This window comes from Curtobacterium sp. TXMA1, assembly GCF_020162095.1.
Taxonomy (GTDB): Bacteria; Actinomycetota; Actinomycetes; order Actinomycetales; family Microbacteriaceae; genus Curtobacterium.
In genome coordinates, this window is record NZ_CP083910.1 from 3,300,878 (window position 1) to 3,319,193 (window position 18,316).

Below are 18,316 nucleotides of genomic sequence, written 5' to 3' on the forward strand. Positions count from 1 at the left end.
CCCGGTCACGGCGAGCGCCGCTGCCGGACCGGTCCCGACGGGCACCGGCAGGGCCTGTCTGCGCACGGTGACCTGCTGGCAGGATCGAGCACGTGAAGACACTGGAGTTGCCACAGACCGACCTCACCGCGTCCGACGTCGTCGTCGGGCTCATGCGGATCAACGACATGAGCGACGAGGACATCCGCGAGCTGTACACCGCCTCGCGCGACGCGGGCGTCACGATGTTCGACCACGCTGCCGTGTACGGCGTCTGGCACGGGTGCGAGCAGCGCTTCGGCTCGGCCGTGACCCTGTCGTCGTCCGAGCGTGCCGCGATCCAGCTGCAGACCAAGGTCGGGATCCGCCCGACGCCGAACGGCGCGTACTTCGACTTCTCGTACGAGCACATCATCGAGTCCGTGCACGAGTCGCTGGAGGCACTGCAGACCGACTACGTCGACGTGCTGCTCCTGCACCGTCCCGACGCGCTCGTCGAACCGGACGAGGTCGCCCGCGCGTTCGACGAGCTGCACGCGGCCGGCAAGGTGCACCACTTCGGGGTCTCGAACCACACGCCGGGTCAGGTCGAGCTGCTGAAGAAGTCCGTGCGCCAACCGCTCGCGTTCAACCAGGTGCAACTGAGCATCACGCACGCCAACGTCATCACGCAGGGCCTGACGGCGAACATGGCCGGTCTCGACCAGTCGATCGACCGCGACAACGACATCCTCAACCACGCACGCCTGCACGACGTGACGCTGCAGGCCTGGTCACCGTTCCAGAAGGGCTTCTTCGACGGCGTCTTCCTCGGCGACCGCGAGCAGTACGCCGAGCTGAACGACGTGCTCGAGGAGCTGGCGTCGGCCCACGGGGTCACCCCGACCGGCATCGCGGTGGCGTGGATCACCCGGCACCCCGCGCACTTCCAGGTCGTCCTCGGCACGACGAACCCGCAGCGCGTCCGGGACTCGGCGGCGGGTTCCGACGTCGAGCTGTCCCGCGAGGAGTGGTACCGCGTCCTGACGGCGGCGGGGCACACCGTCCCCTGACCGGATCCCGGGCCCGCTCGGTGAGCGCACCGGGCGGGCCCGGAGCAGGCGGTCAGTCGTCGGTGTCGGGCGCGCTCGGCACGCGGACGTCGACGGGGGACACCCGCGTCGGATCGGCGGACGCGCCCCCGACCACGTCGAACGAGATGCCGAGCTCGGCGGCGGTGTCCTCGTCGAGCTCGAGCCCGTCCTCGGTGGCCTGGTCCTCTGGGATGGCGCGACCCTGCGACGGGTCCCACGCGTTCGCGAACGACATGCGCACGAGCATGCCGCTCCCGGCTGGCAGCGAGGTGTCAGATGTCGACGGTGTCCGTCAGAGGTCGTCGGCGTGCAGTCGGTCGCCCGCCTGCGGTCGGCGGAAGACCGGGCCGCCGCCGGCCTCGTCCTCGTCCTCGTGGGAGACCGGCGAGGTGCTCGGGTCGACCGCGTCCGGGCCGACGTCGGCGCCGCGGTCCTCCTCGACCTCGATCTCGGTCTGGTCGCTGCCGTCCACGGGGAGGTCGGCACCGGGCTGCTGCGGATCGAACGGTGTGCTCATCGACATGCGCCGAGCGTGCTCCCCGCCGGTGGACGGCAGGTGGACGTTGTCCGTCCGCCGCGTCAGCCACGCCCGGGACCCTTGCCGGGGTCACCGGTGAGCGTCCCGACCGTGGTGTCCAGCGTCGTGTCCGCGGCACCGGCACCCTTGCCCTTGCCGCTGTTGCTCCCTGGACCGTTGCCGTTGCCGTTGCCGCCGGGGCCGCCCTGGGGTGCCTCGACCGGGTTCGACGCGGGGCCGCCCGGCTGCGGCCCGACGCTCGCGTCGTCAGCGGGCTGGCTCGGCTCCTGCGCAGGCTCGCTCGGTTCCTGCTCCTGACTCGGCTCCTCGGCCGGTTCGCTCGGCTCCTGCGCGGGCTCGCTCGGCTGCTGCTCCTGACTCGGCTGCTGCTCCGGCTCGCTCGTCTGCTCGTCCGTCGAGGTCGACGGCTCGCTCGACCCGGTGGGGGCGGGCGTCGGGTCGTCCCGCCCGCCGAGCGCGAACAGCGCGACGCCGATGCCGGCCAGCACGAGGAGTCCGATGGCGACCGCAGCGATGATGCCGGCACGTCGACGCTTCGGTTCGTCCGGGGCCGCACCACCGCGTCCGGCCGCGTCCGTCGCGCCGCCGGCACCGCGCGCAGCGGCACCGCCGACGGCAGCACCACCGCCGGCAGCGGCACCAGCTCCTCCGGCGCCGCGCTGGGCACCGAGGACCGTCGTCGCGACGTCGTCCTGTCCACCGGTCCGGTCGAACGCCCGCGTCGGGGCCTCGGCGCCGCCCGCGGTCGGCATGGCTCGCGTGGCCTGGTCGCCGTCCACCACACCCGGCATCGCCTGGGTCGCCTGGTCAGCGTGTGCGGCGTCCGGACCGCCGGCTCCGAGTGCGGCACCCGCCAGACCGGCAGCCGCGCCGGCCGCACCACCGGCGGCACGGGTCAGGGTACCGGGACCGCCGGGCAGCAGCTGGGTCGCCGGAGCTGCACCGTCCCGCTCGAGTGCCCGGAGGCGTCGGGCCGCCTCGGCCGCGGTGGGCCGCTCGGACGGGTCCTGCGCCGTCATGACGTGCAGGAGCGTCCGCCAGGCGGTGGGCAGGTGCTGGTCGATCTCCGGGCCGCGGGTGAGCCGGGCGGTCGCGGACTCCACGGCCGTGCCGGGGAAGGGTCGTTCGCCCGTCAGGCACTGCAGCAGCAGGAGCCCGAGGGCGTAGACGTCGGCCTGGCCGGTGACCTCGCGACCGAGGACCTGCTCCGGGGAGATGTACGCGGCGGTGCCGATGACGGTCCCCGTGCCGGTCACCCGGGCGGCGTCGCGCAGCAGGGCGATGCCGAAGTCGGCGAGCTTGACGTGCTCGCCGTCGCTCTCCAGCAGGACGTTCGCGGGCTTCACGTCACGGTGCACGATGCCCTGCGCGTGCACGGCGGCGAGCCCCTCGGCGACCTGGGCTCCCGTGCGGGCGGTCGTCGTGGTGTCGAGCGGACCCTCACGCAGCCGGGTGTCGAGGTCGCTGCCCGGGACGAGCTCCATGACCAGGTAGGAGTCGCCGTCCTCGTCGTCGAGTGCCGCGTCGTAGAGCGTGACCAGCGAGGGGCTGCGGAGCGCGGCGAGGGTGTGCATCTCCGCCTCGGCCCGGGCGCGTTCCCCGTGGTCGACGGCACCGATCCGGAAGACCTTGACGGCGACCTCGCGGCCGAGTTGCTCGTCGACCGCGCGGTAGACCGAGGCCATGCCGCCGTGTCCGAGCGTGCCGGTGACGCGGTACCTGCCGCCGAAGACCCGTTCTTCCATGCGGGTGAACCTACCGTGGCGACCTGACCGGGCGCGCCGGTCCCCCGCCGCGGCGGACGGGTTCGGCACCCCGGTGCAGGGCCGTCAGGTAGAGCCGGTGGGCCGTGATCACCAGGGCCAGCCAGGCCAGGCCGAGGGCCCACGCGGCGAGCACGTCCGTCGTCCAGTGGTGCCCGAGGAAGATCCGCGAGACGCCGATCGACAGCACGAAGAGCGTCCCGACGACGATCGTCCACACGCGGGTCACCGTGCGGGACTGCCGCAGGATGAGCAGGTACACGATCGTGCCGACGACGACCGTGGCGTTGAGCGTGTGCCCGGACGGGAACGACGGCGAGTGCTCGTAGGGCGGCACCGCGTCGGACAGCGGCGGGCGGGCACGGCCGATCAGGTCCTTGCCCGCGATCGTCATGAGGAGCGAGCCGCCACTCGCCGCCACGAGCAGCACCAGCGGGGTCCATGCCCGGCGCTGCACCGTGAAGCCGACGAGGAATGCGACGGCGACGATCGGCATCCCGATCGTCCCGGCGATGTCGGTCCACCACGTCACCGCCTGGTCCGCGAACGGCGAGCGCAGGGTGAGCATCCAGTCGAGCACCGGACGGTCGAGCACGGCGACGTCGTCGGACTCCCGGACGGCGTCGTACACCTCGGACGCCGCCCAGGTCGCGGTCACCGCGATGCCGATGCCGACCAGGAGCGTCAGCACGAGCAGCGGGAGGGCCCCGTACCGTCGGCCGAGCGCGGCCCATGCCTCGGCGACCGCGTGCCCGGCACGGGATCGCCACGAGGTCAGGTCGACGTCACCGACGTGGCGGTCCGCGTCGACGGCGGAGCGCTCGTCCCGGTCGACCCGTGCGGCGGCGGCCGCGAGCGGGTCGGTCGGGTCCTCGTGGTCGGCGCGCTGCATCGTCCCACCCTGCCCGTCCGACGCTGCGAGCGCACGGCGCGGGGAGCCGGTCTCAGTCCTTCGCGGCGCCGTAGTCGCGCACGGTGGACACGCTCAGCGGGAAGACCACCGGGAAGTCCCGGAAGAGCAGCCGTCCGGCGTCGACCGCGGCCGCCCGGACCTGCTCGGCGACGAACGCCGCGTGCTCGACCGGTGTGTGCACCACGATCTCGTCGTGCACGAAGAACACCAGGTGCGGGCCGGCCGTCAGCGGGCCGGGGAACCGCGTCGCGAGCCGGGTGCGGAGCGATCCCATCCACGCCAGTGCCCACTCGGCCGCCGTGCCCTGCACCACGAAGTTCCGGGTGAACCGACCCCAGCTGCGCGCGCGTCCCTCGACCGCCCGCTGCTGCGCCGGGGTGCCGTCCACCGACCACGCGCGGTTGCGGGCGGCGAACCAGGCCTCGTCGGGCACGGGTGACGTCCGGCCGAGCAGCGTCGTCACCGGCTCGCCGCGCTCCCCGGCGCGGGCGGCGCGGTCGACGAGGCCGAGTGCCGCGGGGAACGCCCTGGCGAGCCTCGGGACGAGCCGCCCCGCGTCCCCCTGCGTGGCGCCGTACATCGCGCCGAGCATCGCGCCCTTGGCCTGCTGCCGGGTCTCCACCGCACCCGAGGCCACCACACCGTCGTACAGGTCCCGTCCGTCGCCGGCTGTCGCCATGGCCCGGTCGCCGGCCATGGCTGCGAGCACCCGCGGTTCGAGCTGCGCCGCGTCCGCCACCACGAAGGCCCACCCCTCGTCGGCCACGACCGCGCTGCGGACGGTCTTCGGCAGCTGCATCGCGCCGCCACCGTCGGCCGCCCAGCGCCCGGTGACGACCCCGCCGACGACGTACTTCGGGTGGAACCGGCCGTCCTGCACCCACTCGTCGAGCCAGGCCCAGCCGTTCGCGGTGAGCAGGCGGGAGCGCTTCTTGTACTCGAGCAGCGGCGCGATGACCGGGTGCTCGAGTTCCTGCAGCTCCCACTTGCGCGTCGACGACACCATGAGTCCGGCCGCTCGGAGCGCCCGCAGGACGTCGGCGGGCGAGTCCGGGTTGAGACCGGGGTCGCCGAGGTGCGTGCGGATCTCCACCGCGAGCTCCTCGAGTCGACGCGGCCGCACCCCTGCGGGCACCCGGGGTCCGAGTTCTTGTTCGAGCAGTCGCTCGTGCACGTCGGCGCGCCAGGGCAGTCCCGCGTGCAGGATCTCGGCCGCGACGAGCGCCCCGGCCGACTCCGCGGTCGTCAGCAGGCGGAGGGCCCCCGGGGTCGTCGACGTGGCGATCGCGTCGAGCTGCAGCCGGAACTCGGTGACCGGGTCGGCCGCGTCGTCGGCCGGCCCGACGGCGAAGAGCGCGTCGTCGAAGAGCCGGGCCTGCGTCGGACGGGTGGGGCGGGCCTCCTGGCCGGGTGCATCCCACGTGTCGACGGGAGCCGCTGCGAGGGCGGTGCCCCGGGCGGCGAGCGCGCCCCGCAGGATGCGGCGGCAGAGTCGGAGGTCGACGCAACGGCCGACGCGTCCGCCGGCCGCCAGGACGGCCGGGTACCAGCGGGCGGTGTCGTCCCAGACCCAGCGCACGTCGGGTGCGTCGTGCGCGGCGACGAAGGCCGGGAGGCCCGGCTCGTCCACGCGCGTCGGCTCGCCGGCCGACTCCCCCGCGTCGGTCAGGGGCGTCGCGGTGACGCCGCCGTCGACGCGGTGGAGGACGAGGTGCACCCGACGATCATCCCCCCTTTCGCGGAACGCAACGTCGGCGGGTGCTCGCAGCGGTACAGCGCTGCGAGATGTCGCCTTGGTCGCGTCTTGCGGCGGAGGAGGAGGAAGGGGTCAGTCGGCGTGGTGGGGGTCCTGCGCCGCGTCCGTGCGGGGGTCGGTGCCGGCGGCGTCGCCCGGGCGAACGGCTGCCGAGTCGGTGACGTCGATGCGGATGTCCCCGTCCTCGGCCCGGGAGACCTCGACGCGCGGGTCGGCGTCGTGCGCGTCCGAGCCGGACATGCGTCGGAAGGTGTCCTGGCGTCGTTCCTCGAAGGACATGTCGACGCCGTCGCCGAGGTGGTCGTGGTCCGTGTCGCTCATGCGACCGACCGTACCCGCGACCGACGCGACGGCTCTCGGCAGTGCACATGAGCAGCCATCACCGATTTGGTGCGTGAAGTGGACAGACTCCAAGGTGGAGTGATGGAGACGGAACGCGCACGAGCACCACGGTGGCGTCCGGTCCCCGCCGACGACGTCCCGATCCACGCGGTGGTCCGGTACCGCGACCGGGGACGACTGGTCGCCGGGACGACGGTCGACGTCCTCGACACCCCCGGTCGTCCCGCGCTCATCGTGCGGACCGAGGACGGCCAGCACCACGTGGCGCCGCGCGCGATCCCGCTCGAGATGCAGGTCGGCTGACCGACCGGGCACCACGCTCAGCAGAGCGGGACGTTGACCGCCAGGCCGCCCATCGCGGTCTCCTTGTACTTCGTCGACATGTCCGCGCCCGTCTGGCGCATCGTCTCGACGACCTGGTCGAGGGACACGTGGTGCACACCGTCGCCCCGGAGCGCCATCCGCGCCGCGTTGATCGCCTTGTTCGCCGCGATGGCGTTGCGCTCGATGCACGGGATCTGCACGAGACCGCCGATCGGGTCGCACGTCAGCCCGAGGTTGTGCTCCATCGCGATCTCGGCGGCGTTCTCGACCTGCTCGGGGATGCCACCGAGGACCTCGGCGAGCCCGGCGGCCGCCATCGACGCCGCGGAGCCGACCTCGCCCTGGCAGCCGACCTCGGCGCCGGAGATCGACGCCCGCTCCTTGTAGATCGAGCCGATCGCCCCGGCGGTGAGCAGGAAGCGGACCACGGCGTCGTCGCGGTCCTCCGGGGCGACCTCGGAGACGTAGGTCAGGGCGTAGTACAGCACCGCGGGGATGATCCCGGCGGCGCCGTTCGTCGGCGCCGTGACGACCCGACCGCCCGTGGCGTTCTCCTCATTGACCGCCATCGCGGTGAGGTTCACCCACTCCATCGCGAAGAGCGGGTCGTGGTGCGGGTCGTCGCGGGTGAGTTGCTCGTGCCAGTTCGCCGCGCGGCGCCGCACGGTCAGGCCCCCGGGCAACGTGCCGGTGCGACGGATGCTGCGGTCGACGCTCTCGCGCATGACGCCGTGCACGTGCAGGAGTCCGGCACGGACCTCGGCCTCGCTCCGGGTGACGGTCTCGTTCGCCATCGCGATGCCGCTCACGGGCAGGCCGGTCGCCGCGCAGGCGGCCAGCAGCTCGGCACCGCTCGAGAACGGGTGCGGGACGGCGTCGTCGACGGGGATCGCGGCCTCGGCCACGGCGCCCTCGGTGTCGGTCGTGATGAACCCGCCGCCGATCGAGTAGTAGGTCTCCTCGACGAGCACGGCGCCGTCGGCGGCGGTCGCGGTGAGCCGCATGGCGTTCGGGTGGCGGGGCAGCATGGTGAGCGGGTGCAGCACGATGTCGGCCTGGCGGTACGGCACGGTCGCGCCGGACGCGAGCCGCAGCACGCCGCTGTGCTCGAGCTCGTCGAGCGAGGCCGCCATCGCATCGGGGTCGACGGTCTCGGGGTCGGAACCCATCAGGCCGGCGAGCACCGCGCCGAGCGTGCCGTGCCCCTGCCCCGTGGACGCGAGGGAGCCGTACAGGTGGACGTCGAGCCCGGCGACGGGCAGGTCCGCGAGCTCGGCGGCGAAGGCCGCTCCGGCACGCATCGGCCCGACGGTGTGGGAACTCGACGGACCGATCCCGACGCTGAACAGATCGAAGACGGAGACCGGCACCACGCCACACTAACCCGTCCGGACGGCGCGGCCCTGCGGAGCGGAGGGTGAACCGCTCCATCGGCACGGGCGTGCGAGACTCGTGCCATGCCCATCCTCAACAAGGACATGCAGGTCTGCATCTCCCTCGCGGCCCGCCCGAGCAACATCGGCACCCGGTTCCACAACTTCCTGTACGACGAGCTCGGGCTGAACTTCGCCTACAAGGCGTTCACGACGACCGACCTGCCCGGCGCGGTCACCGGCATCCGGGCACTCAGCATCCGGGGCTGCTCGGTCTCGATGCCCTTCAAGGAGGCGATCATCCCCCTCGTCGACGTGGTCGAGGAGTCCGCTGCCGCCATCCAGTCGATCAACACGGTGGTGAACGACGAAGGCGTGCTCACCGCGTCGAACACCGACTACGAGGCCGTCGCCTCCCTGCTCCGCACGCACGAGGTCGACCCGACCGCCCGCGTGGTCCTCCGCGGCTCCGGCGGCATGGCGAAGGCGGTCACGGCGGCCTTCCGCGGCGCGGGCTTCGAGCAGCTCACCGTCGTCGCGCGCAACACCGGGAGCGGGCCCGCTCTCGCCGAGCAGTACGGCTTCGACTGGGTCGCGACCGAGCAGGAAGCACCCGACGCCGACGTCGTGGTGAACGTCACCCCGCTCGGCATGCGCGGTCCGGACGAGGACGCACTCGCCTTCCCGCAGGACCGCATCGAGGCCGCGTCGACCGTCTTCGACGTGGTCGCGTTCCCCTCCGAGACCCCGCTCGTCCGAGCCGGTCGCGCCGCCGGGAAGCGTGTGGTCACGGGTGCCGAGGTCATCGCGCTGCAGGCAGCACGCCAGTTCGAGCGGTACACGGGCGTCGCCCTGACGGACGACCAGGTCCGTCGGGCGAGCGAGTTCAGTCGCGCGGAGTGACCGGATGACGGACTGGAGGATCGTGGCGGCGCCGCCACGTCCTCCCTCGCAGGCTCGGTCGGCGCGGCCCGCGTGACGCTGGCGCGTCACCGCTGAGCGGGCCGCGCCAGTCCGTCTACTGGGTACCAGCGCGACCCTCCGCGACCCAGCGGAGCCGTCGGATGCTCTCGTTGTTGCGGACCCAGATGCCGGGCTGTGCGATGAACCCCGGGACGAGCGACCCAGGACCCCGCACGGGGTTCTCGCGCAGGGTGACACGACTCCCGCGCGGGTGCGGTTCCACCTCGACCTCGACGCGGGCCTCGCCGACCGGCCAGCCCTTCGCCTGGATCACCAGGCGGCGGGGCTCGTCGACCTCGAGCACGGTCGTCACGTCGTTGATCAGGAACGGCCAGATGCCGAACGAGTGGTGCAGTTCTGATCCGACCGCCGGCCACGTCGGGTCCTGGCCGCGCATGCGCGAGGCACCGACGACCCAGGTCGGGTAGAGCCAGCCGTCGAGGAGCACGTCGAAGACGGCCTCCGGGCTGCAGTGCACGATGCGGACGTTCTTCGCCATGGTTCAGTCCTCCGGTGCGAGGTCGACGTGCTCGGACAGCCCGAAGGTGTGGCGCAGCGCACTGCGGGCCGCGTGCCAGCCCGCCATGCCGTGCACACCCGGGCCGGGCGCGGACGCCTCCGAGCACAGGTACATGCCGCCGCCCATCCGCCACGGGTCCGACGACAGGACGGGCCGCTTCACGAGCTGCCAGAAGCTCGCGGCCCCGGCGGCGATGTCGCCACCGACGTAGTTCGGGTTGTACTCCCCCATCTGCACGGCCGTGCGGCTGCTCGACTGCAGGATCGTGTCGCGGAACCCGGGAGCGAAGCGCTCGATCTGCCGGACGATCGCGTCGGTCGGGTCGACGTCGGAGCCGGCGGGCACGTGCGCGTACGCCCAGAAGACGTGCTTGCCGCGGGGCGCGCGACCCGGGTCGACCACGGTGGGCTCCGAGCCGAGCACGTACGGTCGTTCCGCGTGCCGCCCCTGTGCGACGGCCCGCTCGGCCTCGGCGATCTCCGCGCGGGTGCCGCCGATGTGCACCGTGCCGGCTTTCCGGAGCTCGGTGTTCGTCCACGGCACCGGGTCGGACAGTGCGAAGTCGACCTTCGCCGCCGCGTTGCCGAACCGGAAGCGGCGGAGCGCCCCGCGCTTCGGGGTGGGGATCTGCTTCCCGGCGATGTGCAGCATGCCCGGGACGCTCGTGTCGAAGAGGACCGCCTTCGCCGGGGTGAGGTCGGCGAGGGAGCGGACCTCGCGGCCGGTCTCGATCGTGCCGCCGTGCGCGACGAGGTCTGCGGCGAGCGCGTCCACGATCGCCTGGCTGCCCCCGATCGGCACCGGCCACCCGCGGGCGTGGGCGTACGACCCGAGCGACAGCGCCGCGGCGGCGGTCGACAGGGACGGCATGTGCTGGATCGAGTGCGCGGCGACGCCGGACACCATCGCCGGCGCGACCTCGTCGCGGAACCGGGCGTTCCAGGCGGCGCTGCCCTGCTCAAGGGCGCGGAGGCCGAACCGCAGCACGGTCAGCGGGTGGCGCGGGACGTGCAGCAGCGCGTCGGTGGCGAAGTCGGCGACCTGGTCGGCGTTGCCCGACAGGGGCGCCATCAGGTTCCGGAACGCCCGACCGTCGACCCCGAGGCCGTCGGCGGTGCGCTCGAGGTCGCGGTACGCGATGCCGGCGCGACCGCGGTCGAGGGGGTGTCCGTACTGCACTTCGGGCAGCCGGAGCTCGATGCGGTCCTCCATCCGGAACAGCCGGAAGAACTCGGACTGCAGCGCCATCGGGTGCACGGCGGAGCAGACGTCGTGGTGGAAGCCGGGCAGCGTCAGCTGGGCCGTGCGGGCGCCGCCGCCGATCGTGTCGTTCCGCTCGACGACCTCGACCGACAGCCCGGCACGCGCGAGCGTCACCGCCGCCGCGAGTCCGTTCGGCCCGGCACCGACGACCACCGCATCAACCATGTGCCCGAGCCTAGGAGTTGCCCACAGCGCGTTCGCTCAGATGACCGTCCGACCTGCGTTCAGCGCCTCATCGCGACGAGCGAGCACGGGATCGATGCGACTCGAATCGACGATGAGTCGCTCCGCATCTGGACTCACGATTCCCGCGATCCGGGTGATGTCGTCACGGATGCGTCCCAGCGGGGCAGTGTGGATCGGCTCGTGGTGCGCGAGACGGTTGCGGAACCGGCGCACGTCGTCGAGCAGGCGGTGCAGTCCTTTGCGACGGAGCGTGCCGAGGTGCGGGAACGCCGTCCTCAGTCGCGGCTGCCAGAGCACGGTCTCGTAGCTGAGGGTCGGGTGCCGGGGCACCCCGGCGTCGGTCAGCCCGACCCAGAACCCGAAGCTCGTCGCGGCGACGACCTGGTCGGCGGTCGGTCGCGCGACGCCTCGCCGCGCCAAGGTGTCGGTGGCACCGTCGACGGCGCGACGCTCTCGCGGCATGAGGTGCACCGCCTCGTCGTTCCACCAATCGTCGTTCCGTCCAGCGCGCAGGGCGTCGTGCATCGTGTTGCGGACGGCGATCTCGAGCACGGCGATCGGGCCCCAGAACGCAGCGGTCATCTCGATGTTCCAGGCGTAGAGGCGGAGCGCGCCGGCACGATCGCCGTTGCAAGCGGCGAGGTAGGGGCCCAGGCGAGCAGCGCTGCAGAGGCGCGGTAAGTCCGTGAGCGTGGCGATGTCGAGCCCAACGACGGCTGATCGACCGGTCACACGAACTCCCCCGAAGACGACGATCGCCCCAGGAGTCCGGCGATGCCGAATGGTCCTGGGGCGTTACGGCTCCAGGATAGACGCGTTTCGGTGGTACATCAAGTACCAGTCCACGTGCGTGGAGATCAGGGGCGGGCGATGTCCGCGTCGGCGGGGTCGGTCCCGTCCTCGGGGCCGTCGCCCTCGTCGGGCTCGTCCGCGTCGGCCGGTGTCGCGATCGGCGCCTCGGCGCCCGCGGGGTGCTCGGCGAGCAGCGCGGCGAAGTCCTCGTCGAGCATCTGCTGCAGGCGTTCGTCGCGCCCGATCTCGTAGTCCTCGGTCGGACGCTGCGCCCACCCGAGTCGCCCGACGACCGTCGTGCCGATGTCGTCCCACGCGCGCGCCCGGGCCTGCAGCACGATGCCGTCGACGAAGCCCTGGTCGTCGCGCCGCCGGTCGAGCATCGTGGCGAGCTGCTCGTAGGTGGCCTCACGCGTCCGGAGCTTCAGGTCGTCACCGCGCTTGTAGTCGTGCTGGTGCTGCGAGCGCCCTCGCTTGTTGCTCGACGTGGACCGGATCTCCCGCATGCGAGCGGCGTCGCCGCGCTGCTCCTCGGCCATGCGGTGCAGTTCGTCGCGGGCGGCCTCGGCGATCACGGCGTGGTCGAAGTACCCCTGGTCGCGCAGGGCGTTCGTGATGATCCGGTTCGCCACCGCGACGGTGACCGCGGCCTTGGCGATGAGGAAGCCCTCGTCCACCGCTCGCTTCAGCTCCACCTGGCTGACGGGTCGGTCGCGAACGTCGTTCCTGGTGCGTCGTCCGAACAGGGCCATGCTCCGACGATACCGGCGGCCGGCCGTCCGTCCGCAGGCGGACCCGCGATCCCACCGCCGAGGGACGTGCCGGAGCGAGCCGACCCGTAGCGTCGTCTGCATGACCACGATGCAGCACTCCCCTCGGACCGGCCTCGGCACCGCGAGCCTCGTGCTCGGGATCTGCTCGCTGCTCGCCGGGTGGACCTTCTTCGCCCCCGTCGTCGGCCTCTGCCTCGGCATCGCCTCCCGCAGTCGTGAGCCGATGGCGCGCGGCCGGGCGGGGTGGGGCATCCTGCTCAACCTCGTCGCGCTGGCGGTCTGGATCGTGGTCGGAGTGCTGCTCGTGCTCGGCGGGGCCGTCGCGGTGTGGACCCGTGTCCAGCAGGGCCGCTGACGACCGTCAGGGCACCAGCCCGTACACCGCCACGTCGACCCGTCGGGGACCGAGCGGCAGGGCGCTGCGCAGCGTCCCCTCGTGCACGAACCCGAGCCGCTCGGCAAGCGCCCGACTCCGGACGTTGTCGACGCCGGTCCGGATCTCCACCCGGGCGCTCCCCCGTTCCTGCGAGACGTCGAGCAGCGCGGACGCGGCCCGTCGGACGATGCCGCGCCCCTCGTACCGCTCGTCGATCCAGTAGCCGAGCGACGCCTGGCCCAGGTAGGGGTCGAGGGCGAGCGATGCCGCTCCGACGATGCACCCATCCGCCCGGATGACGCACGGGACCGCCCGGTCCATGGCGTACTGCCCGAGGAGCTGCTCCGTGTGCAGCACGAGCGAGTCCCGCGAGACCGACGCCCACGCCCACGGCTCCGCGGCCCGGAGCCGCGCGAGGTTGGCCTGGACCAGGTCGTGGACGGCGTCGACCGTGCTCAGGTCGCGCAGCGTCAGCGTGCACCCGTCACCGAGGTCCCGTCCCGAAGCCGCCACGCGTCCGAGACTATGCACGGCGGCCCGGGACGTCCGGAGCCGGCACGATGCGGCCCGCAGCGAGCGGGCGCGGACTCGACGGCACCCGACGCGACCAGGCGCCACCCGACGCGACCCGACGGACGACGGGAGGCGCGGCACCCACCGGCACCGCGCCTCCCGTCCGTCCGGCGGCCCCGTCAGGGTGCCGTGATGAAGCCCTCGTCCACCATCCAGTCGAACGCGACGTCCGCCGGCTCGCGCCCCTCGACGTCCACCTGCCGGTTCAGCTCCTGCAGCGCCTCATCGGTGAGCTCCGGCGAGATCTGGTCGTACACGTCGCGGAGCTGCGGGTACTCCTCGAGCGTCTCGGAGTCGATCACGGGCGCGACGTTGTACGCCGGGAAGAACCCACGGTCGTCCTCGAGGACCGTCAACCCGAGCGACTTGATGCGGCCGTCGGTCGTGAAGACCTCGCCGAAGTTGCACTTGCCCCGGTCGGTGGCCGTGTAGACGGTGCCCGTGTCGAGGATGCTGACGTTCGAGGTCGGCACGCCGTTCTCGCCCGCCCCGCCGAGCTCCAGGCCGTACTTCTCGAGCATCGGCTTGAAGCCATCCGCTCGCGAGTTGAACTCCGACTCGACGCAGAACGTGCGCTGGTCGACCGGCAGCTTCGTGATGTCCGACAGCGTCTGCACGTCACCGAGCTCGGACACCGCCTCGTCGCGCACCGCGAACGCGTACGTGTTGTTCATCGGCGCGGGCTCGAGCCAGGTCAGCCCGTTGCCGGCGTCCTCGTCCCGGACCGCCTGCCACTGCTCGGTCTTGTCCGGGATCCCTTGCTCGTGCGCCATGAAGGTCAGCCAGGCGGTGCCCGTGTACTCGTACGTGAAGTCCGCGCTGTGCGAGGTCATCAGCTCGCGGACCGCGACCGACCCCGGCACGTTCGTCTCGTCGGTGACGTCGAACCCGGCAGCCTTGGCGGCGAGGACGGCGATCTTGCCGAGGACGAGCTGCTCCGTGAAGTTCTTCGACGTCACGGTGAGCGCCGCACCGTCCGGCAGGTCCTCGATCCGCTGGATCGACCCCGGCGCGGCGCCCGGCACGAAGGACGCGGCCGGCTGCAGGCCGCAGCCGGTCAGTACGAGGGCACTCGCCCCCGCCACGGCTGCTGCGGTCACCCAACGGCGACCGGCGGACGGACGGGAGGCGCGGCGCGCGTCCGGCGCTTCGGCGGTGGTCATCGGAGTCCCTTCGGTCGTGCGACCGTCTCGACCACGCGGCCGATCCAGTCGATGGTCAGGGCGAGGAGCGCCACCAGGAGCGCCCCGGAGACGAGCACCTTCGGCAGGAACAGGTTCACGCCCGTGGTGATGAGGAGCCCGAGGCCGCCCGCACCGACGAAGGTCGCCAGGCTCGCGGTACCGACGAGCAGCACCAGGGCCGTCCGGATGCCGGAGAGCATGACCGGGACCGCCAGCGGCAGTTCGACCTTGAGCAGCACGCTGAGGGCGCTCATGCCCATGCCCCGACCGGCCTCGACGAGCCGGTCGTCGACGCTCTGCACCCCGAGCATGGTGTTCCGGAGCACCGGCAGGATCGCGTAGAGCACGAGGGCGACGACCGCCGACCAGCTGTTCAGGCCGAGCCACGCCGCGAGCAGCACGATGAGCCCGACGGCGGGGGCCGCCTGCCCGAAGTTCGCGACGGCGATGACCGTGGTGCTCGCCCGACGGAAGGGCCCGCGGGTGAGCAGGACCCCGAGCGGGATGCCGATCACGAGCACGAGCACGGTGGCCTGGAGCGTCAGCACGAGGTGCTGGCCGGTGAGCTCGAGGATCCCCGTCGGGTTCAGGGTCGAGCGCTCGGTCGCGCTGAGGTCCGCGGTGTTCAGCCAGACGACCCAGGCGGCGAGGACCACCAGGATCGCGATCGGCTGGACGAGCAGCCCCTTCCACGGGGTGCGCTGCGCGGTGCCCGGGCCGGCCGCGGCGGGGGCGTCCGTCGCAACGGCGGTCACAGGTCCTCCCCGGAGGTGGCGAGGGTCGGCGAGGTGGGCGACGACGGCAGGGTCTCGATCGGGTTGGTGTTCGTGCCGACCGGCGTGTAGGCCTGCTCGTCGGCGGCGGCCGCGCGGGAGCGGGTGATCGCTTCCATGACGGTCTCGACGGTGATCACGCCGCGGAACGCGTCGCGGCGCCCGGTGACGAGCGCGGCACCGGCGCTCGAGACGAGCATGGTGTCGAGCGCGTCGTTGAGCGTCGCGGCCTCGCCGACGACGGGCAGGGCGGGGTCGATGCCCTCGGGGATGCGGTCCAGGCGCTCGAGCTGCCGGCGCGACGGCCACCCGATCGGCCGCTGGCGGCGGTCGACGACCACGGCGTGCCCGTGCCGACCGGCCTCGTCCATGCGCTGCAGCACGGCCTTCGCGTCCTCGCCGGGCGAGCACGTCACGGCGGACACCACGTCGACGTCGCGCACGCGGTTCAGCGTCAGCTGCTTCAGCCCGGCACCGGAGCCGATGAAGTTCTCGACGAACTCGTTGGCCGGCTCGGCCAGGATCCGCTCCGGGGTGTCGTACTGCACGATGTGCGCGCCCTCGGTGAAGATGACGATCCAGTCGCCGAGCTTCACGGCCTCGTCGAAGTCGTGCGTGACGATGACGATCGTCTTGTGCAGTTCCTCCTGGATGCGCAGGAGCTCGTCCTGCAGGCGCTGCCGGGTGATCGGGTCGACGGCGCCGAACGGCTCGTCCATGAGCAGGACGGGCGGGTCGGCGGCGAGGGCGCGTGCCACGCCGACGCGCTGCTGCTGGCCGCCGGAGAGCTCGCGCGGGAAGCGGTCGCGGTAGGTGTCGGGGTCGAGCGAGACCAGGTCGAGGAGCTCGTCGACGCGGGCGGCGATCTTCTCCTTCGACCAGCCGAGCATCTTCGGCACGATCGCGATGTTCGCCGCGACCGTCATGTGCGGGAAGAGCCCGCCAGCCTGGATGACGTAGCCCATGCGGCGGCGGAGCTCGTCGCCGTCGATGCTGGTGACGTCCTCGTCACCGACGACGATGCGCCCCTCGGTGGGCTCGATGAGTCGGTTGATCATCTTGAGCGTGGTGGTCTTGCCGCAGCCGGACGGACCGACGAGCATGACGACCTTGCCGGCCGGGATCTCGAGCGTGATGCCGTCGACGGCGGGCTTCTGCTGCCCCGGGTACCGCTTGGTGACCTCGTCGAGCAGGATGCTGCGCCCGGTGACGTCGCCCTCGGGCGCGGTGCCGGAAGCGTGGTCGGTGGTGGCGTGGTCAGTGCTGGACACGGATACCTCTCGGGGTGGTCAGGCGGCCGAGGCCGATGAGGAGCAGGTCGAGGACGAAGGCGAGCAGGACGACCCCGACCACCCCGACCACGACGGAGTTCAGGGCGTTGGCGCCGCCGAGCCGGGAGAGCCCGGAGAAGATGAAGCCGCCGAGACCGGGGCCGAGCGCGTAGGCGGCGATCGCGGCGATGCCCATCACCATCTGCGCGGAGACGCGGACGCCGCTGAGGATGATCGGCCACGCCATCGGCAGCTCGACCTGCAGCAGGGTGCGCATCCGGCTCATGCCGATCCCCCGCGCCGACTCGACGACGGTCGGCGGGATCTCGGCGAGGCCGACGACGGCGTTCCGCAGGATCGGCAGCGTGGCGAAGAACACGACCGTCACGACGGACGGCACGACGCCGAACCCGAGCGGCACGATGAGCAGGCCGATCACGGCGAACGACGGCAGGGTCAGGCCGACGGCGGACACCCCGTTCGCGATCGAGGTCAGCTGCGGACTGCGGTAGACGAGTGCTGCGAGCACCACGGCGATGAGCGTGGCGAGCACGGTGCACTGGACGACCAGTGAGAGGTGCTGCCACGACGAGAACCAGATCTGGTCCCATCGCTCCACGACGTACTGGAACACGGTTGGGCGCCCCTCCCTGGTCGGCCGAACGCCCCACCGGACGGGGCACGAACTCGACCGACGGTACGCAGGGGTCGGGGCACTTGACCAACGGCAAACGTCTGATCGCTGCAGATCCTGCGATTCTCCGCAGGAGGAAATCCCCGTTCAGCGGCCGGTACCGACCTTCCACCTGGGAGAACGGTAACGATGTCGAGCGGCCGTCGGCTACCTCGGGATCCGGCTGTGGAACGAGGACGACCCGTCGTACGGGGTACGACGGGTCGTCCGGCGGGTCAGGGCGTCGCGCGGCCGCCCTTCACCCCGACACGGGAACGCGCCGTGCGGCGACGCGTTCGGCCTCGTGCACGGCGACCCGTTCCGCGGTGAGCAGCAGCGACGCCACCTCGGCCGAGGTGCGCCCGGGACGGTCGTTCCAGGTGGTCAGGTCGCGGACCCGGGCCATCCGCACGTCCGGCGCCGGGCACCAGAGGACGGGCCGGCCCTCGTCCGTGGCCAGCGCGTGCCAGACGAGGTCGAGCGCGCGCTGGACCTGCTGCGAGTGCACGACCTGCGGGCCACCAGCCGCCGAGACGACCGCGCCGACCAGGCAGGCGGCGACGAGCGGTCGGCCCTGCGCGGCGAGCGCCGCCGCACTCGACGCCTTGCGCAGGTGCCCGTGCTCGTCGAGGTAGGCGAACCACGAGTGCTGGATCCACCCGCGCTCGACCACTCCGCGCGCGCCGGTGAGCAACCGCTGCAGGTCGTCGAGTTCGTGCAGGTGTGCGACCAGACGTCGGTCACGAGCGACCGCGCGGCGGACGGCCAGTCGGTCGAGCACACCGCGCAACCCGGTGCGGCGGGTGGTGTCGGACGGGACGGTTCCCGTCGGGGTGGACGGGGCGGGAGAGGCGTCGGTGTCGACGTCGTGCGGGACGCGGAACTCGAGGGTCATCAGGCCCCTCCGA

General features: G+C 72.5%; 21 protein-coding genes. 4 read left to right on the top strand and 17 right to left on the bottom strand.

Annotation, left to right across the window (positions count from 1 at the left end; genetic code table 11):
* The first annotated feature begins 92 nt into the window (after positions 1-92).
* The gene (locus tag LCG91_RS15565; protein WP_152999107.1) at positions 93-1,031 is read left to right on the top strand and encodes an aldo/keto reductase family oxidoreductase; all 939 of its coding nucleotides are present in this window, start codon (positions 93-95) and stop codon (positions 1,029-1,031) included.
* A 52-nt stretch (positions 1,032-1,083) separates the two neighbouring features.
* Here LCG91_RS15565 and LCG91_RS15570 read toward each other — a convergent pair whose 3' ends face one another.
* From LCG91_RS15570 to LCG91_RS15595, 6 genes are all read right to left on the bottom strand, one after another.
* Entirely contained in the window at positions 1,084-1,287 is a 204-nt protein-coding gene (locus tag LCG91_RS15570) for a hypothetical protein (protein WP_224441943.1), read from the bottom strand.
* Between the two features lie 57 nt (positions 1,288-1,344).
* Positions 1,345-1,575: a hypothetical protein gene (locus LCG91_RS15575; protein ID WP_058749433.1), complete on the bottom strand. Its 231-nt coding sequence runs from the start codon at positions 1,573-1,575 to the stop codon at positions 1,345-1,347.
* Between the two features lie 56 nt (positions 1,576-1,631).
* Positions 1,632-3,335, bottom strand: a complete 1,704-nt coding sequence (locus LCG91_RS15580) for a serine/threonine-protein kinase (protein ID WP_224441944.1) — start codon at positions 3,333-3,335, stop codon at positions 1,632-1,634.
* Between the two features lie 10 nt (positions 3,336-3,345).
* Complete coding sequence (locus LCG91_RS15585; RefSeq protein WP_224441945.1) at positions 3,346-4,245, bottom strand: phosphatase PAP2 family protein; 900 nt, start codon at positions 4,243-4,245, stop codon at positions 3,346-3,348.
* 52 nt (positions 4,246-4,297) lie between these two features.
* Positions 4,298-5,983, bottom strand: coding sequence for a bifunctional 3'-5' exonuclease/DNA polymerase (locus LCG91_RS15590; RefSeq protein ID WP_224441946.1), 1,686 nt, complete (start codon positions 5,981-5,983; stop codon positions 4,298-4,300).
* Positions 5,984-6,094: 111 nt separating this feature from the next.
* On the bottom strand, positions 6,095-6,343 hold the full coding sequence (locus LCG91_RS15595) for a hypothetical protein (protein ID WP_058729524.1): 249 nt from the start codon (positions 6,341-6,343) through the stop codon (positions 6,095-6,097).
* A gap of 102 nt (positions 6,344-6,445) precedes the next feature.
* Here LCG91_RS15595 and LCG91_RS15600 point away from each other — a divergent pair, with 102 nt between their 5' ends.
* The gene (locus LCG91_RS15600) at positions 6,446-6,667 is read left to right on the top strand and encodes a hypothetical protein (RefSeq protein ID WP_058749437.1); all 222 of its coding nucleotides are present in this window, start codon (positions 6,446-6,448) and stop codon (positions 6,665-6,667) included.
* Between the two features lie 17 nt (positions 6,668-6,684).
* Here LCG91_RS15600 and LCG91_RS15605 read toward each other — a convergent pair whose 3' ends face one another.
* Positions 6,685-8,058 carry an L-serine ammonia-lyase gene (locus LCG91_RS15605; protein ID WP_058749456.1) on the bottom strand — a complete coding sequence of 458 codons (1,374 nt, stop codon included), beginning with the start codon at positions 8,056-8,058 and terminating at the stop codon, positions 6,685-6,687.
* 87 nt (positions 8,059-8,145) lie between these two features.
* Here LCG91_RS15605 and LCG91_RS15610 point away from each other — a divergent pair, with 87 nt between their 5' ends.
* Entirely contained in the window at positions 8,146-8,964 is an 819-nt protein-coding gene (locus LCG91_RS15610; protein ID WP_224441947.1) for a shikimate 5-dehydrogenase, read from the top strand.
* Between the two features lie 115 nt (positions 8,965-9,079).
* Here LCG91_RS15610 and LCG91_RS15615 read toward each other — a convergent pair whose 3' ends face one another.
* The 4 genes from LCG91_RS15615 to LCG91_RS15630 form a co-directional block, all read right to left on the bottom strand.
* The gene (locus tag LCG91_RS15615; RefSeq protein ID WP_224441948.1) at positions 9,080-9,523 is read right to left on the bottom strand and encodes an SRPBCC family protein; all 444 of its coding nucleotides are present in this window, start codon (positions 9,521-9,523) and stop codon (positions 9,080-9,082) included.
* A 3-nt stretch (positions 9,524-9,526) separates the two neighbouring features.
* Positions 9,527-10,972, bottom strand: coding sequence for a phytoene desaturase family protein (locus LCG91_RS15620; protein WP_058749440.1), 1,446 nt, complete (start codon positions 10,970-10,972; stop codon positions 9,527-9,529).
* 36 nt (positions 10,973-11,008) lie between these two features.
* Positions 11,009-11,725 carry a hypothetical protein gene (locus LCG91_RS15625; RefSeq protein WP_224441949.1) on the bottom strand — a complete coding sequence of 239 codons (717 nt, stop codon included), beginning with the start codon at positions 11,723-11,725 and terminating at the stop codon, positions 11,009-11,011.
* Between the two features lie 125 nt (positions 11,726-11,850).
* The gene (locus LCG91_RS15630; protein ID WP_058749441.1) at positions 11,851-12,537 is read right to left on the bottom strand and encodes a hypothetical protein; all 687 of its coding nucleotides are present in this window, start codon (positions 12,535-12,537) and stop codon (positions 11,851-11,853) included.
* Positions 12,538-12,637: 100 nt separating this feature from the next.
* On the opposite strand from LCG91_RS15630, the gene LCG91_RS15635 reads away from it, so the two are divergent.
* Positions 12,638-12,913 (top strand): hypothetical protein, encoded by a 276-nt coding sequence (locus LCG91_RS15635; RefSeq protein ID WP_224441950.1) that lies wholly within the window; start codon positions 12,638-12,640, stop codon positions 12,911-12,913.
* 6 nt (positions 12,914-12,919) lie between these two features.
* Here LCG91_RS15635 and LCG91_RS15640 read toward each other — a convergent pair whose 3' ends face one another.
* The 6 genes from LCG91_RS15640 to LCG91_RS15665 all read right to left on the bottom strand — a co-directional run bounded on the left by LCG91_RS15640 (position 12,920) and on the right by LCG91_RS15665 (position 18,303).
* On the bottom strand, positions 12,920-13,447 hold the full coding sequence (locus LCG91_RS15640) for a GNAT family N-acetyltransferase (RefSeq protein ID WP_224441951.1): 528 nt from the start codon (positions 13,445-13,447) through the stop codon (positions 12,920-12,922).
* Between the two features lie 179 nt (positions 13,448-13,626).
* Positions 13,627-14,670 carry a glycine betaine ABC transporter substrate-binding protein gene (locus LCG91_RS15645; protein ID WP_224441952.1) on the bottom strand — a complete coding sequence of 348 codons (1,044 nt, stop codon included), beginning with the start codon at positions 14,668-14,670 and terminating at the stop codon, positions 13,627-13,629.
* Entirely contained in the window at positions 14,667-15,446 is a 780-nt protein-coding gene (locus LCG91_RS15650) for an ABC transporter permease (protein WP_411955813.1), read from the bottom strand. Before LCG91_RS15650 ends, LCG91_RS15645 begins: the two co-directional genes overlap by 4 nt.
* The gene (locus LCG91_RS15655; RefSeq protein ID WP_318010443.1) at positions 15,443-16,735 is read right to left on the bottom strand and encodes an ABC transporter ATP-binding protein; all 1,293 of its coding nucleotides are present in this window, start codon (positions 16,733-16,735) and stop codon (positions 15,443-15,445) included. Before LCG91_RS15655 ends, LCG91_RS15650 begins: the two co-directional genes overlap by 4 nt.
* Positions 16,722-17,369, bottom strand: a complete 648-nt coding sequence (locus tag LCG91_RS15660; RefSeq protein WP_058749446.1) for an ABC transporter permease — start codon at positions 17,367-17,369, stop codon at positions 16,722-16,724. The genes LCG91_RS15655 and LCG91_RS15660 overlap by 14 nt, the downstream gene beginning before the upstream one ends.
* A 298-nt stretch (positions 17,370-17,667) precedes the next feature.
* Positions 17,668-18,303: a hypothetical protein gene (locus LCG91_RS15665; RefSeq protein WP_224441953.1), complete on the bottom strand. Its 636-nt coding sequence runs from the start codon at positions 18,301-18,303 to the stop codon at positions 17,668-17,670.
* Between the last annotated feature and the right edge of the window lie 13 nt (positions 18,304-18,316).

Excerpts from the sequence above, each read along its gene's own strand:
- LCG91_RS15580 (WP_224441944.1), bottom strand. The coding sequence starts at position 3,335 with ATGGAAGAACGGGTCTTCGGCGGCAGGTACCGCGTCACCGGCACGCTC.
- LCG91_RS15635 (WP_224441950.1), top strand. The coding sequence starts at position 12,638 with ATGACCACGATGCAGCACTCCCCTCGGACCGGCCTCGGCACCGCGAGC.
- LCG91_RS15610 (WP_224441947.1), top strand. The coding sequence starts at position 8,146 with ATGCCCATCCTCAACAAGGACATGCAGGTCTGCATCTCCCTCGCGGCC.
- LCG91_RS15665 (WP_224441953.1), bottom strand. The coding sequence starts at position 18,303 with ATGACCCTCGAGTTCCGCGTCCCGCACGACGTCGACACCGACGCCTCT.
- LCG91_RS15595 (WP_058729524.1), bottom strand. The coding sequence starts at position 6,343 with ATGAGCGACACGGACCACGACCACCTCGGCGACGGCGTCGACATGTCC.
- LCG91_RS15630 (WP_058749441.1), bottom strand. The coding sequence starts at position 12,537 with ATGGCCCTGTTCGGACGACGCACCAGGAACGACGTTCGCGACCGACCC.
- LCG91_RS15575 (WP_058749433.1), bottom strand. The coding sequence starts at position 1,575 with ATGTCGATGAGCACACCGTTCGATCCGCAGCAGCCCGGTGCCGACCTC.
- LCG91_RS15585 (WP_224441945.1), bottom strand. The coding sequence starts at position 4,245 with ATGCAGCGCGCCGACCACGAGGACCCGACCGACCCGCTCGCGGCCGCC.
- LCG91_RS15600 (WP_058749437.1), top strand. The coding sequence starts at position 6,446 with ATGGAGACGGAACGCGCACGAGCACCACGGTGGCGTCCGGTCCCCGCC.
- LCG91_RS15615 (WP_224441948.1), bottom strand. The coding sequence starts at position 9,523 with ATGGCGAAGAACGTCCGCATCGTGCACTGCAGCCCGGAGGCCGTCTTC.
- LCG91_RS15570 (WP_224441943.1), bottom strand. The coding sequence starts at position 1,287 with ATGTCGTTCGCGAACGCGTGGGACCCGTCGCAGGGTCGCGCCATCCCA.
- LCG91_RS15645 (WP_224441952.1), bottom strand. The coding sequence starts at position 14,670 with ATGACCACCGCCGAAGCGCCGGACGCGCGCCGCGCCTCCCGTCCGTCC.
- LCG91_RS15620 (WP_058749440.1), bottom strand. The coding sequence starts at position 10,972 with ATGGTTGATGCGGTGGTCGTCGGTGCCGGGCCGAACGGACTCGCGGCG.